12 protein-coding genes are annotated in these 15,476 nt (G+C 35.1%); 10 read left to right on the top strand and 2 right to left on the bottom strand.

Annotated features, from left to right (window positions below; genetic code table 11):
- Positions 1-76 precede the first annotated feature (76 nt).
- A complete protein-coding gene (locus tag AR685_RS04050) occupies positions 77-2,560 on the bottom strand; it encodes a hypothetical protein (protein ID WP_059123812.1) in 2,484 nt (827 codons plus the stop codon).
- 699 nt (positions 2,561-3,259) lie between these two features.
- Positions 3,260-3,850 (bottom strand): class I SAM-dependent methyltransferase, encoded by a 591-nt coding sequence (locus AR685_RS04040; RefSeq protein ID WP_059123811.1) that lies wholly within the window; start codon positions 3,848-3,850, stop codon positions 3,260-3,262.
- 273 nt (positions 3,851-4,123) lie between these two features.
- Here AR685_RS04040 and AR685_RS04035 point away from each other — a divergent pair, with 273 nt between their 5' ends.
- The 10 genes from AR685_RS04035 (at position 4,124) to AR685_RS03995 (ending at position 15,458) form a co-directional block, all read left to right on the top strand.
- A complete protein-coding gene (locus AR685_RS04035; RefSeq protein ID WP_059123810.1) occupies positions 4,124-5,260 on the top strand; it encodes a 1-acyl-sn-glycerol-3-phosphate acyltransferase in 1,137 nt (378 codons plus the stop codon).
- 561 nt (positions 5,261-5,821) lie between these two features.
- The gene (locus tag AR685_RS04030; protein WP_047442964.1) at positions 5,822-6,544 is read left to right on the top strand and encodes an NUDIX hydrolase; all 723 of its coding nucleotides are present in this window, start codon (positions 5,822-5,824) and stop codon (positions 6,542-6,544) included.
- A 100-nt stretch (positions 6,545-6,644) separates the two neighbouring features.
- A complete protein-coding gene (locus AR685_RS04025) occupies positions 6,645-7,445 on the top strand; it encodes a Cof-type HAD-IIB family hydrolase (RefSeq protein WP_047442965.1) in 801 nt (266 codons plus the stop codon).
- Positions 7,446-7,519: 74 nt separating this feature from the next.
- A complete protein-coding gene (locus AR685_RS04020) occupies positions 7,520-8,923 on the top strand; it encodes a sigma-54-dependent transcriptional regulator (RefSeq protein WP_052187719.1) in 1,404 nt (467 codons plus the stop codon).
- Between the two features lie 162 nt (positions 8,924-9,085).
- Positions 9,086-9,445, top strand: a complete 360-nt coding sequence (locus tag AR685_RS04015) for a hypothetical protein (RefSeq protein WP_047442966.1) — start codon at positions 9,086-9,088, stop codon at positions 9,443-9,445.
- Positions 9,446-9,468: 23 nt separating this feature from the next.
- Positions 9,469-9,609: a hypothetical protein gene (locus tag AR685_RS18065; RefSeq protein ID WP_165592797.1), complete on the top strand. Its 141-nt coding sequence runs from the start codon at positions 9,469-9,471 to the stop codon at positions 9,607-9,609.
- A gap of 334 nt (positions 9,610-9,943) precedes the next feature.
- Complete coding sequence (gene kdpA / locus AR685_RS04010) at positions 9,944-11,632, top strand: potassium-transporting ATPase subunit KdpA (protein WP_059123809.1); 1,689 nt, start codon at positions 9,944-9,946, stop codon at positions 11,630-11,632.
- A 122-nt stretch (positions 11,633-11,754) separates the two neighbouring features.
- Entirely contained in the window at positions 11,755-13,761 is a 2,007-nt protein-coding gene (gene kdpB, locus AR685_RS04005; RefSeq protein ID WP_059123808.1) for a potassium-transporting ATPase subunit KdpB, read from the top strand.
- A gap of 11 nt (positions 13,762-13,772) precedes the next feature.
- Entirely contained in the window at positions 13,773-14,339 is a 567-nt protein-coding gene (locus tag AR685_RS04000) for a K(+)-transporting ATPase subunit C (RefSeq protein WP_059123807.1), read from the top strand.
- Positions 14,340-14,378: 39 nt separating this feature from the next.
- Positions 14,379-15,458: a porin gene (locus tag AR685_RS03995; RefSeq protein WP_059123806.1), complete on the top strand. Its 1,080-nt coding sequence runs from the start codon at positions 14,379-14,381 to the stop codon at positions 15,456-15,458.
- The last annotated feature ends 18 nt before the right edge of the window (positions 15,459-15,476 follow it).

Genomic DNA, 15,476 nt, shown 5'->3' with positions numbered 1-15,476 from the left:
TCAAGATTTTAATTAAAGAGAAAATGATTGAGTAGGAATTTAATTTAAACAGAATTTGATCTAAAATACCTAAAATTTAAATCAGATATTTTTTAAGTCCCTCCATGATTCCCTGCCAAAGCATACTGAAGAAACTTCTATCTGCTTCTCTCTTTTTTTCGATGACTACGTGATCGGGTTCTCCTGTTGATTCATTTTTTACAAACCAGTTGGCAACCTTAGTCAAGAGTTTTCTTTCATTTCCCTTTTTATTGAGAAGATTCACATACATTTCATTATATTTAAAGTAGAAATTACCGGCGATTCCAGCATTGCTTCCATAATAATCAAACTTTAAGTATTCAATATTTCCATCCAGAGTTACATTAAGATAGGGACGTACAAAAAGATTAACATTATCGGCCGAAAGTTTAAGAATTTTCCCATTAATTGTAAATTTATCTTCAGGGTTTGAGACATCAAATTTCCAATTGACTGTAGTATCGGCAGTGCCGTAGAAAGCAAAATTTGCATCTGCGGTAATGATTGTTGGACGACCCTTCATTTTTCCATTATTCACATTGCTGATATTGATTGCGAAACGATCAAACGTAAGTTTCCCGGGAATCTGACTGTTTTCTGCATTTTCTTCATAAACTAAATTCGAGTTTTTAATCGAAACAGTTTTTACAAACATCGGAATTTTTATAGCTCGAAGTTTTTTACTGAAAAGAACTCTTGCTGCATTGTCGTCAGGTGGGGCAAGATCGTGGTAAATATTGCAACGTAGTCCGTCTATATCTACTTTACTTATATCGATTACAGAATTTTTAATAAATCTTGAGTTTGAATCTGTGATGCCGATTTTTTTTACCGTAATAGTGTAAAGGTCTGATTCTTTAGAAATGACTCTACTGAATGCCGCTCTTGAGTATTTTGGCAGGTACTGCAAATCCTTCATTTCAGTTTTTCTTCCCGTATTTGTAACCTCACCGACTTTCAGCGTATAATATTTTCCTGCATCAAGAAAAACACGTTGTGCGCTTACTGCATGATTGTTGACTTTAAATGGTAAATCATTTTTTAGATAATTATTTCCGGATACAATTTGGTTCAGCTGAACATTAAATTTCCCAACAGACAACTTTTCTTTTCCCTGACTGGTCTGTGTGAATTTTCCGTTTGATATTTTGATAAATCCTAGATTTAAAGCAAAATCCGGTGGTGTAGCGTTGTTTTTTTTCTGCTTAGATTTTTGGCTTGCGGAAATGAATTTAATGTCTGGTGTCTTAATCTCTAGTCCGTCAATCTGAACGTTCAGTTTCTGACCGATGTACTTGGTCTTATTATTAATGATTTTTATTTCTTCAGTGTCCACATTGAAAAGGTCTTTATGAGTACTTTTTCCCAATGCCATCATCTGAAATTTTTCGATTAAAATATCAGAATTCTTAGAAGAAATCTTCTTAATTTTTACAGCCTGCAAACTGTTAGCTTTAAGATAGATATTATCTGCTTCGATATCGTGATTCGTAAATCTGAATGGAATTTTCTCTTTAACCGTATTTTTATCAAAAATAATATCGGTGAGTTTAAAATTAAAATTGTCTACGGATGCTGTTTTATCTTGATTTGACTGCAAAACGACGATTTTACCTTTTTGAAAATCAATATTTCTCAACCCGATTTTCATTTCTATTTCTTTAGGATTTTTTTCCTTTTCAATAGTGTTTTTTCCGGTTGAGGTAACCTTGAGATTGGGCTGTGTGAAAATGATATCTGAAACAATCAATGAATCCTGACTGATATTAAAATCCTTTGCTAAAAGTCGTTCGGAAGCAAAATCGAAGACGTTTTTAGAATTGTATTTTGATGGACTCTGAATTGGAATCAAATGAAATTTTCTTAAATCTAAAGTTTTATTGGCCGCATAAATTTTATCTGAATTAATCTGATAGAAGTCATTTACACCTATTTTGACATCCTGTGCATCAATTTTAAATTCTTTAAAAGCGATAGGGATTTTGGCTTCATCATCATTCTGCTGAATGTCTTTAAGTTTAATATTAATATTTTTTCCTTTGAAAACCGGCTTTCCTTCAGCATTGGTTATATCTGCAAAAACATTGTTCAAAACGATGTTGTTGATATGAAGGTCTGTTTTTTTTACAGATTTTTTTTCTTTTTCAGATTTTGGTGCTAATCTCATCTCTACATTTGAGTCGTACAGAAGAAACTGATCAGCATGATAAGATTTGCTGAAAAGTGCTTTCCAAACTCCAAAATCGTGGATTTCTATCTTTTTTATCTCACCTTTAATTTGCGTTATCTTTTTATCTTCAGGATTTTTGGTGGAAATTTTAAGATCGGTAGCCGTAAAATCACCTGATATCAGACTGAGGTTAAAGTTTTTGAGCGTAAGCTTATAAGGCGTTTTTTTATTGATAATATCGGGTAGTTTCTTTTGAAGGTAAAAGTCTAGAGCAAATGGAAATACTGCGACAATTAAAAGAATGATGGCTGTAATTCCCCAAAACCATTTTTTGCGATTGGTTTTCGGACCAGAGTTGTTTTTTTTCATCGTTAAGTATTTCAGATGATTAGATAAAACAAAACATATTCCAATTCTTGTCAGATGCTATTAATAAAATGATTTTCCCATTTTATTTTTTAAAAATGAGTTAAAATAAATAACTAAAAATCTGATAGTGGAATCCTATTCAATTATACTTATAACTAAGAGTACTGAATATTTCGAAAGATCTGAAATTACCAGTTTTTTATTTCGATACATGAGCCAGATACACAATTAGATAAGTTAAAATGCAGATTAAACTTCTATTGGTGAACGGACGGAATACATTCTGTTTTAGACCCGCGGATAGTACAAAATAATGGGCAATTATCCAAAAAACTAGTGAAAAACCAATATCCCAAAAGTCAAACCTGCCGTTTGTTATATTTAAAAGTTGGAAAAATTCCAAACCAATTGAAAAAACTAACGGCATAAAGAGCAGATTTATTTTTGTTTTTGTGATTTTTAAATATAGATTTTTAGATGTCAGGGTAATACAGAAAACCCACAAACCTTCTGGTAGCGAATTGACAATGTGTTCATTCAGAGGAAGAATGTTGGTAATTCTATTTCTTAAAACCTCAAAATGTTCATGGGAAATTATGGAAATAAGTATCCGGGTAATAATCGTATTTTCTGTTCGATAAAACAGATAGATACAAAGGCTGATCATCAAAGGAAACAGGATAATAAAATAGTTTTTTTTCACGCCTTACAATAAATTAAAAGTTTGAAATAAGAGAATTTGCCAAAATTTATTTCGTTCAAAAGTGTGAATTTCTTTAAAGTGTTCAGACTTTCAACATGAAATAATGATCTGAAATGAAATATTTTTGAAAAATAAAGGAAAGAATAGTCAATATATCTCAGCCAATTCTTTGGTGTAAAATGATTGAGTATCAGTATTTTTCCGTCGGCTTTCAATACTCTGTAGCATTCTTCCAACAGTTTGTCCGGATGATCAACCACAGCAATTGTGTGTGATAAAACCACATAATCAAAACTTTGATCTTCAAAGAAAAGATTTTCACCATTCATTTGAATAAGTTCAATTTTATGACTTTGATTTTTTCTGGCAATCGCAAGCATATTAGCCGATGTATCAATTCCTATGACGGTATGCTTTTTATAAAGTGGTAAGTGGGATCCATTTCCGACACCTATTTCAAGTAGTTTTCCACTGGGTAATATGTTAATCTCATGAAATAATCTCTGTTTTTGTGGTCTCAAAAACAAATCTACACAAGGATAGAACCCTGAAAATTTATTGTAAAAATTGGCAGTACTTGTATTCACTTTTTTGTTTTTTCTTTTTGAATTATCAAGCAGTATGTAATTGAAAAGTTAGTGGATAATGGCTATGGTGTGCGTGAAAATACAACCAATATAAATTGCAATTACTTTTTCAATGAATCTAAATTACCCAAATTAGTTGAAGTACAAAAAATTGAATTGAATAATTTGTTGTAATATACATATTCATGACATACAAATGTCTTTTAAAGTTAATAGGGGAGTCTTCAATAATTTTTTGTTTTTTTGCAAATCGAATTAAACCCTAATAATTCTATGTCGAAGTTCGATCATATAAGGCCATTTTATGACAGTGAGGTCAATGAAGCTGTACAAAATATAATCCGTCATCCAATGATGAAAGCGCTGATGAATTTCACCTTTCCGAATACAGAGGATAAAGTTTGGGCAGAGAACTTAAAAAAAACGGTGTCAATTGGTGATTTTCAGAAGAATTTTATTTCTCATACTATTCAGAAGATTTTGGAGAGCAGTTCTCAGGGACTGACCACGTCAGGTTTCGAAAAACTCGATAAAAATACAGCATACCTTTTTGTGTCAAACCATAGAGATATTGTTTTAGATACATCACTTGTCAACTTGGTTCTTTTAGAGAAAGGTTTTATCATGACCTCTTCAGCAATTGGTGATAATCTTGTGAAGCAGCCATTTCTTCATACTTTAGCAAAACTGAACCGTAATTTTTTGGTACAAAGAGGTTTACCGCTTAGAGAGCAGTTGAAAAGTTCTCAGTTGATGTCTGAATATATTTTTCAGCTCCTAAAATCTGAAAACCGCTCTGTATGGATTGCTCAGCGTGAGGGACGCACAAAAGACGGTAATGATGCAACACAGCAGGGTGTTTTGAAAATGCTTGCCATGGCTTCAGAAAATTATTCTCTTTCAGATTTTTTCAACGAACTTAAAATAGTTCCGTTGTCGATTTCTTATGAGTATGATCCCACAGATGTTCTGAAGATGCCACAGCTAATGGCAAAGCAGAAAGACGAAGTGTATGTGAAAACAAAAGATGAAGATTTTACAAACATGATGAGTGGAGTATTGGGACAGAAAAAACGTATTCACCTTCATGCCGGGAGTGTTCTCAGCTGTGAATATGAAGATCTTGAATTAAAATTTGACAATAAAAACAAACAGCTTCAGGCAATTGCACAGATTATTGATGACTCAATCATCACAAATTATAAGCTTTGGCCAACAAATTATATTGCGTACGATTTACTGCATGACACCAATCACTTTTCTGAAAACTATACCCAGAAAGAAAAGCAGTTATTTGAGCGCCGCCTCGAAATGCGTATTGATATCAATAATCTTGAACTAAAAGATGGCTTTCTTGCAATGTATGCAAATCCGGTGATCAATAAATTTAAATCCGCTGTCAATAATTAACTTATTTACTAACTCGTTTCATTAATACTAAATATACTTATCTATTTTATGAATAGGTATGATGCTTCTTTCTGAAACATTTTTTCTAAGAAATGCAGTGACTTTCTGAACTAAGAGAATTAGTATATTCAAAAAAAAAAAGACAAAACATAAATGTTTTGCCTTTTTCAATATTAAAGATTTTGTGTGGTGTGAAGTTTATTGACAAGTCAATTATTTGTAATTCATGGTTTGGTGCTTAATCATCACAAAGCTGTCTTGCTTTTTAATTTCTTTTGTAAAGATAGACCAGATAACAAATCAACACAAGTGTATGCTGTGATGATTTATAAATTTTTACGTAGAAATTTATGAATTTTTGCATTATAATGAGTGTTTAAATCTTTTAAAATTAATGTTGTACATTTTATTTTTGAATGTATCTTATATTTTAAAAAAAAGATTCAAATCCAGTGATAAAATATGAAATAGACTTTCAAAACACTCAATTAAACTTTAAAAATGTAATATTCATGGCTGTTTGATGCTTTTTTATTTCATCTGAATATTTATATTTGTCACATGAGTTCGAGTTTTATTCATACATATGTTTCTGTTGATTGCGTTGTTTTCGGATTTGATCGCGAAAATCAACTTAATATTTTGTTGGTTCAGCGACACCTTATCGATGTTCCCGAGCGTGAAAAAAGATTGCCTGGAAGTCTTATTCTGAGTAATGAAGATGTAGATGATGCCGCAGAACGTGTACTTCATGAATTGACCGGGATTAAAAAAATGGTGTTAAAACAGTTCAAATGTTTCGCAGACCCAGCCCGTGCAAGCAGTGAATACGACATCAAATGGATGCAGAAAGAATACAATCATCAGATTGATAGGATTATTACCGTGGCTTATCTTTCTCTTTGTAAAATTGATCACAAAATCAACAGTACAAAATATGATACCGTAGACTGGTGCCCCATAGACAAAGTTCCTCTACTTCCTTTCGACCATAATAAGATCATCAAAGAGTCTTTGGTAGAGATAAGAAAATGGATAGAATCTGACTTTTCAATTATCTTTGAATTGCTTCCTAAAAAGTTTACCATCAGGCAGTTATATCAGTTATATAATGCATTAAGTGAAAAGCATATTGATATTAAAAATTTTCATAAAAAAGTATCATCATTCAATTATATCATCCCGCTTGATGAGATTGAATCTAATGTAGCACATCGTGCGGCGCGATATTATAAATTTGATGCAAAGCTGTATAAAAAAAGCAATAATAAACTGATAAAATAAGGCTGTCAAATCTGATTTTTTGTTAAAATATTGTTATGTTTTGTTTTCAAGCAATGAAACAAATTATTATCCACTATCTTTGATTTTTAATGATTGATTTATGAATGATATTAGGTTGATAGTGACGGATATGGATGGGACATTTCTTAACTCTGAACATCAAGTAAGCCCAGAATTTCCTGAAATTTATGAAGAACTGAAAAAACGGAATATCCTCTTTGTTCCTGCAAGCGGCAGGCAGATGTTAGGCATTACAAAATACTTCGGAGACAAAGAAAACGAAATGGCTTTTATCGCTGAAAACGGCGGTTACATGATTTACAAAAATGAAGAACTTTTTGTTGATAAATTAGAGGAACAATATGTAGCAGAAATCATCAATACCATCCGTGAAATTTCCGGAGCAACTGTCGTGGTATCAGGTAAAAAGAGAGCGTATTACGAAACCGAAAATCAGGAGTTTATCGATTATATTGCACAGTTCTACACCGGTAATCAAAAATTAGACGATCTCACTTTTGCACTTGATGACAGTATTTTTAAAATTGCGGTGTACCATCCGGAAGGATCCGAAGAACATTTGTATCCTGCTTTGGAAAAGTTTCAGAAGTACAATCTTGAGGTCGTTGTTTCAGGAAAATACTGGTTGGATATTATGAATAAAGATATCAACAAAGGCAACGCTTTAGAAAAGCTTCAAAAAACGCTCAATATCACTCCGAAGCAAACGATGGTTTTTGGCGATTATATGAATGATATCGAAATGCTTAAGAAGGCAGAATATTCTTACGCTATGGAAAATGCGCATCCGTCTGTAAAAGAAGCAGCGAAATTCGAAGCCGCAAGCAATAATAATTTTGGTGTTTTAAAAACCATTAAAAGCTATCTCAATCTCAATTGATTTTTTTTTTGAATTGATTTAAAGGAAAATTTATCTCACAATATCTATCTTTGATAAAATATTGAGGATAGTATATGTATTTGAAGTATGCTATTTTTTATATTAATTTAAAGTATATCACTCCATTGAATACAGTTTTAATCATTGACGACGAAGCGAAAATAAGGTCGCTTTTATCACGTATTATCAGTCTTGAAGGTTTTGAAGTCTTTGAGGCGGGAAATCTTAAAAGCGGACTCAAACGACTTGAGATCTCCGATGTTGACATTGTACTATGCGATGTTAAACTTCCAGACGGTAGCGGAGTAGACTTTTCAAAAACAGTGAAAGATCAGTTTCCCGCTGTGGAAATTATTCTTCTGACAGCTTTTGGAAATATTCCTGATGGTGTGATGGCGATCAAAAACGGTGCCTTCGATTATATCACAAAGGGAGATGACAATACGAAAATTCTTCCGTTGCTTTATAAAGCTGCAGAGAAAGTTTCGCTCAACAAAAGAGTTTTACAGCTTGAGAAACAGTTGGATTCCAAACAGTCCTTTAAAAGCATCATTGGTAAATCTGTTGAAATTACTAATGCTATTTCTTCGGCTCAAAAAGTAGCAGTTACAGATGCTACAGTTCTTCTGACCGGAGAAACAGGAACAGGAAAAGAGGTTTTTGCACAGGCAATACACCATGCAAGCAATAGAAGTAAGAAAAATTTCATTGCAGTAAACTGTTCGGCTTTTGGAAAAGAGCTGCTTGAAAATGAACTTTTTGGTCATAAAGCAGGCGCTTTCACTGGTGCCGTAAAAGATTCTAAAGGTATTTTTGAAGAAGCCAATCTGGGCACTGTTTTTCTGGATGAAATTGGCGAAATGCCTCTTGATTTGCAGGCAAAACTGCTCAGAGTTTTAGAATCAGGTGAATTTTTGAAAGTGGGAGACAGCAAACCGACTAAAACCGACGTCCGTATCGTTGCCGCAACCAACAGAGATCTTGAAACCGAAATTTCAAATGGAAACTTCCGTGAAGATTTGTACTACAGAATCAATATTTTTAATATTAAACTTCCATCTTTGCGAGAAAGAGTAGCGGATATCGAATCACTCGCCGGCTTTTTTCTGAAGACTTTTTCTCAGAAAATGGGAAAAAATATTACCGCTTTTTCTCAAGACTATCTAAAAGCTTTAAAACACCATCAATGGAAAGGTAATATCCGTGAACTTCGGAATGTCATCGAGCGGAGTGTTATTCTGACAGACTCATCCGAATTAGTGACAGACAGTCTTCCTGTAGATATTCTTTCAAAACAGGAACAGAACCAGTCTTTACAAACAAAAATGATGTCTGCATTTTCTATGGCAAGTGCTGAGAGAATGCAGATTCAAAAAATATTAAAGCATACCAATGGAAATAAAGCGGAAGCAGCACGGCTTCTAGAAATCGGTATTGCTACCCTGTATAGAAAAATAGAAGAATACAGTATTTCCTAACAGAATGATTCCATTCTGATAACGACCCTATCATTTTGATAGGGTTTTTTGTTTTTTAAAACTGTTACGTTTTGTCTTAATTAATTGTAAATTAAATGGTTGTGACTTAAATTTCTATTGAGGAATAAATCTTGGCATTACTGATTCAAAACAATTTAAAAAATGAATCATACAGATGCCGTTACAGAGATTATCAAAACGATCCCTGAAACACAGGAAGACTTTAAAGAATCCTACAAGACCAATTCGCCCTTCATGGTCATCAGTGTCTTTACCAAGCAGATCAAAAGACTGATTAAAGAAAATGATCAGAAAATTCTGATTAAATCTATTCTTAAAATGAATAAGCTTTACAGCAAAGGCGACGCAGCCTTAAAAAATGCAATAGAAAACATTTTCGTCTACTCTCTTGACAGTTTTACATTTTGCTGTGACCCAACTTACAAAAAAATGATTTTCAGTAAAATGTCTGCGCGTTTACAAGAAAACTATTTTCATCAGGTATACAAATCAGGAATTTAAAATTTAAGATAAAAAATCTACATATGAAAACAAAAATCAGAAAAATCGGAAGCTGGAAAGAATGGAAATCAATTCGTGGAAAACATGATTTTGAGATGGTAACCATCAACATAGCGGTCATTCTCGGAGTTTTTGTAGCAGCAGCAATTATTCAATTTAATTAAAAAAAAAGAAAATGATCACAATTATTTTATTGGCTTCGGGAGTATTACTGTTCGCTCTGTTTTACTTTTTGGTAGAATATTTTGAAAAGATTTAAAAAAATAAAAATATACTCATGACCCTATTATTTATCACAGCAATAGCCATCTTCTTCTACATGATTTATGTACTCGTAAAACCGGAAGAATTTTAAATAAAATTAATAATCAAATGAACCGTAAGATTTTAAATGAAATAAAAGAGTGGAGTATACTGATCTTTTGGATCTGCTTCGTGATCGCTTTTATCTATCTGATTTTTACGGTTAAAAAATTTGCTTTAATTCATTAAACTACTATGAACACTGAAATTTTTGGAATTATAGCCATGTTTTTGGTAACGCTATTACCAGCGATACCGTTTGGAAAATACATTGCTAAAGTATATGCAGGAGAAAAGACCTTTCTTGATCCTGTTTTCAAACCTGTAGAATCTTTGATCTACAAAATCTCAGGAGTTAATCCTGACAACGAGATGAACTGGAAACAGCATCTCGGCGCACTTCTGACGATTAATCTTTTGTGGTTTTTCATCAGTATGCTTGTGCTGATGAACATGAGCTGGCTTCCTCTCAATCCGGACGGTAATCCGGATATGTCGCCTGACCTGGCATTCAATACCACCATTTCATTCCTTGTGAACTGCAATCTTCAGCATTACTCAGGAGAAACAGGAGTAAGTTATCTCGGACAGATTTGGCTGATGTTCCTTCAGTTTGTTTCCGCAGCTACGGGAATGGCGGCGGCCATCGTTATTTTTAAAGCTTTCCGTGAAAAATCTACCGAAAAGCTTGGGAATTTTTACGATTACTTTTTGAAATCAAATACAAGGATTTTTCTTCCTCTATCGTTGATCATGGGTGCAGTTCTTCTTTTTGAAGGAGTACCGATGACTTTTGATGGGAAGGATAAAGTGATAACGCTGCAGGGAAGCAGTACCGAAGTCTCTACAGGTCCTGTTGCGGCATTTGTACCGATTAAACATATCGGAACCAATGGAGGTGGTTTCTTCGGAGCCAACAGTGCGCACCCACTTGAAAATCCTACCTATTTTACCAATATGGTTGAGATGTTTGCACAGCTGATCATTCCTATGGCTATGGTTTTTGCCTTCGGTCATTTTATCAGAAGGAAAAAATTTGGATATATGATTTTTGGAGTGATGACCGCAGGTTTTCTTCTGTTGGCCATCCCAACCATCACTATGGAAATGAATGGAAATCCTGCCATTTCAGCAATGGGAATTGATCAGTCACTCGGCGCAATGGAAGGAAAGGAAATCCGTTTCGGCGCGGCAGCTTCAGGCTTTTGGAGTATTGTAACAACCGTAATTTCTACAGGATCAATCAACTCAATGCACGACAGTTCTGTTCCTCTTTCCGGAATGACACAGATGTTGGCAATGATGGTCAATGCGTTTTATGGTGGTGACGGAGCAGGTATTTTAAACATATTTATCTACATCATTCTTGCAGTATTCATCAGTGGTCTTATGGTGGGAAGAACTCCGGAATTTTTAGGTAAAAAGATTGAGGCAAGAGAAATGAAGATTGCAATGATTGTTGCACTTTTTCATCCTTTTTTAATTTTGGCGGGAACCGCTATTGCAACTGCTTTTCCGGACGTGGGAACAAGTACGCTCAACAATCCCGGATTTCATGGTTTCAGTGAAGTGCTGTATGAATTTACCTCATCTGCAGCCAACAACGGAAGTGGTTTTGAAGGTTTAGGCGATAACAATCCTTTCTGGAATATCTCAACCGGAATTGTGCTGTTACTTGGTCGTTTTTTACCAATTATCGGTCCAATTGCGATTGCAGGCTTACTGGCTCAGAAAAAATACATTCCCGAAGGTGAAGGAACGCTGAAAACAGACACCTCAACTTTTGGACTCATGATTTTCGCAGTGATTGCGATCATTGCAGCCCTGGCATTCTTTCCGGCCCTCGCATTAGGTCCGATCGCCGAATATTTTTCACTGAAATAAAATAGATAAAGAAAATAAAATGAAATCGCCATGATTTGGAAACAAAACCAAATAAAGATTCGGCGATCGCATTACCTGTCCCGACTATTGGGATGGCCTTCAAATAAAATAAATATCTCCAAATGAATAATAAATCATTGTTTCAAAAAGAACTGATGCAGGAAGCTCTTGTGCAGTCTTTTATAAAACTCAATCCCAAAACGATGTTCAGAAATCCAGTTATGTTTCTGGTCTGGATTGGAACTCTCGTCATGTTCATTGTAAGTATATGGACTTTAACAGGAGAAAAATCTCAGGGTAGTTTTGCCTATAATTTCACGGTCTTTATCATTCTGTTACTTACTGTTGTGTTCGGAAACTTTGCAGAAGCCATCGCGGAAGCGAGAGGAAAAGCTCAGGCAGACAGTCTTCGTAAAACGAGAGAAGAAACGCCTGCCAGATTACGTGACGGAAGTATTATCTCTTCCTCAAAACTACAGAAAGGTGATGTCTTCGTTTGCGAAGCCGGAGATATCATTGCTTCGGACGGAGAAATTATCGAAGGTTTGGCAACTATTGATGAAAGTGCCATTACCGGAGAATCGGCTCCAGTCATTCGTGAATCTGGTGGCGATAAAAGTTCTGTGACTGGTGGTACAAAGGTTCTTTCAGACAGAATTGTTGTAGAAGTTACCACGCAGCCTGGCGAAAGCTTTTTAGATAAAATGATTGCATTGGTAGAAGGTGCCTCAAGACAGAAAACACCTAACGAAATTGCATTAACAATTTTACTTGCAGGATTTACTTTAGTGTTTATCATCGTCTGTATCACGTTAAAGCCTTTTGCGGATTATGCCAATGTAAGCATTACCATTGCATCATTTATCTCACTTTTTGTATGCCTTATTCCTACTACAATTGGTGGACTTTTATCCGCCATAGGTATCGCAGGAATGGACAGAGCGCTGCGCGCCAATGTCATCACTAAAAGTGGAAAAGCGGTGGAAACTGCAGGAGATATTGATGTTCTTCTTCTTGATAAAACAGGAACCATTACGATTGGAAACCGTAAAGCAACTCATTTCTATGCAGCCAATAATGTAGATGAAAAAGCGTTGATAAAAGCTGCTGTATTGAGTTCGATGACCGATGAAACTCCTGAAGGAAAATCGATTGTTGAATTAGCTGGAATTGATCCTGCTATTTATTTAATGGAAAATCCCGAATACATTAAATTCACTGCTGAGACTAGAAGTTCGGGAGTGAACTATGATAACTTCAGAATCCGAAAAGGTGCCACTGATGCGATTAGAAATATTGTTCTGACTGCAGGAAATACATTTCCACAGGAAACTGATGATAAAGTAAAAGAAATTTCACAAAACGGAGGAACTCCTCTTGTTGTTTCTGAAAACGAAAAAGTATTAGGTGTGATCGAGCTTCAGGATATCATTAAACCCGGAATCAATGAGCGTTTCGACCGTCTTAGAAAAATGGGTATAAAAACAGTGATGGTAACAGGTGACAATCCGCTTACTGCAAAATTTATTGCAGAAAAAGCGGGAGTTGATGATTTTATCGCTGAAGCAAAACCTGAAGACAAAATGAATTACATCAAGAAAGAACAGACTGAAGGACGTCTGGTTGCGATGATGGGAGATGGTACCAATGACGCACCTGCTTTGGCACAGGCTGATGTAGGTGTTGCGATGAACAGCGGAACTCAGGCTGCAAAGGAAGCTGGAAACATGGTTGATCTCGACAATGACCCCACGAAACTTATTGAGGTTGTAGAAATCGGGAAACAGTTGTTGATGACGAGAGGAACGCTGACCACATTCAGTATTGCGAATGATGTTGCTAAATATTTTGCCATTATTCCTGCTTTATTTATCACAGCAATTCCTGCTTTGCAGGGTCTCAATATTATGAATCTTCACAGTCCGGAAAGTGCAATTCTTTCAGCCGTAATTTTTAATGCGATCATTATTCCGATTCTGATTCCATTGGCTCTGAAAGGAGTGGCGTACAAGCCGATCGGTGCATCAGCATTGCTGAGACGTAATCTGTTGATTTTCGGACTTGGAGGTGTCATCATTCCATTTATCGGAATTAAAATCATCGATCTTATCGTTTCATTATTCTTTTAAAATTATTAAAAATGAAAAAACATATTTTACCTGCCATTAAATTAACAGGATTGTGCATTGTACTTCTTGCAGTTATTTATCCGGCATTGATTTTCGCAATGGCTCAACTTTCACCTAATCACGGGAAAGGAAAAACCGTGGAGTCTGGCAATAAAACATATTATTCAAACATTGGTCAGTCTTTTACCGAAGATCAGTATTTTTCCTCAAGACCTTCTGCTGTTGATTATAATTCTTCAGGGTCGGGTGGAAGCAACAAAGCACCGTCAAATAAAGAATACCTTGATCAGGTTCAGGCTCGTATCGACACTTTGATGATGAAAAATCCAGGACTTGTAAAATCTCAGATTCCTGCAGATTTGGTTACGGCAAGCGGGAGCGGACTCGATCCTAATTTCTCTGTGCAAGCAGCAAATATTCAGGCTAAAAGAATCGCTAAAATCAGAAACATAGATGAGTCAAAAGTCAATGCACTGATTGATGAGAATATTGAGAAACCTTTCCTGGGAATGTTCGGTCCTGAAAAAATTAACATTCTCAAACTGAACATAGCACTGGATCAACTTGTCAAAAAGTAATTGCAAGAGAATAAATAAAAATACTTAAATTAGAATTTAATGAAAAAAACAATATTTGGACTTTTAGCGGTATTGAGTATATCCGTGAAAGCTCAGAATGATTCACTCAGAAAACCGCTTACTATAAGTGGGTATGCAGAAGTTTATTATCAGGCAGATTTTAATAATCCTAAAAATAATACACGTCCTTCATTTGTATACAGTCATAACCGAAATAATGAGGTTAATATTAATCTTGCTTTCATAAAAGCAGGTTACAGTACAGAGCAAGTCCGTGCAAATCTTGCAATCGCAGCAGGAACGTACATGAATGCAAATTATGCTGCTGAGGAAGGAGTCATGAAAAATGTTTATGAAGCCAACGCCGGAGTGAAAATTTCTAGAAAACATAATCTCTGGATAGATGCAGGTATTTTCTCTTCGCATCTTGGTTTTGAAAGTGCTGTCGGAAAAGATAACTGGACTTTGACAAGGAGTCTTTTCGCAGATAATTCTCCTTATTTCGAGACTGGAGCTAAGATTTCATACACTTCGGAAAGCGGAAAATGGTTTTTCAGCGGACTTGTTTTAAACGGATGGCAGCGAATAAAAAGAGTGGATGGAAACACAACTCCTGCTTTCGGACATCAACTAATTTTTAAACCTAATGAAAAACTGACACTGAACAGCGGATCGTTTATCGGTAATGATAAACCTGACAGTCTGCGACAGATGCGCTATTTCCACAATTTATATGGAATTTATCAGATCAGTAAAAAATTAGGAATTACAGCAGGGTTTGATATTGGCGCTGAACAGAAGGCAAAAGGAAGCGAGCAGTACAATGTTTGGTACACACCGGTTTTAATTGCTAAATATTCACCTACTGAAAAGTTCAGCATCACGGCAAGAGGAGAGTATTATCAGGATGAAAAGGGAGTCATTATTTCAACAGGATCTGAAAATGATTTCAAAACATTTGGTTATTCTTTAAATGCTGACTACAATATTCTGCCTAATCTCGTGTGGCGGACAGAAATTCGGAATCTTAACAGTAAGGATGCTATCTTTATGATGAGAAATGATGGTTTTTCAAAAAACAGTCTTACTGCAGTCACCGCGATTGCTGTTTCATTCTAAAACAACCACAATCTCCCT

Origin of the sequence: Chryseobacterium sp. JAH (assembly GCF_001507335.1) — a bacterium.
GTDB lineage: Bacteria > Bacteroidota > Bacteroidia > Flavobacteriales > Weeksellaceae > Chryseobacterium.
The sequence above is the reverse complement of the archived record's forward strand: the minus strand, read 5'-3'. Positions and strand labels throughout refer to the sequence as shown.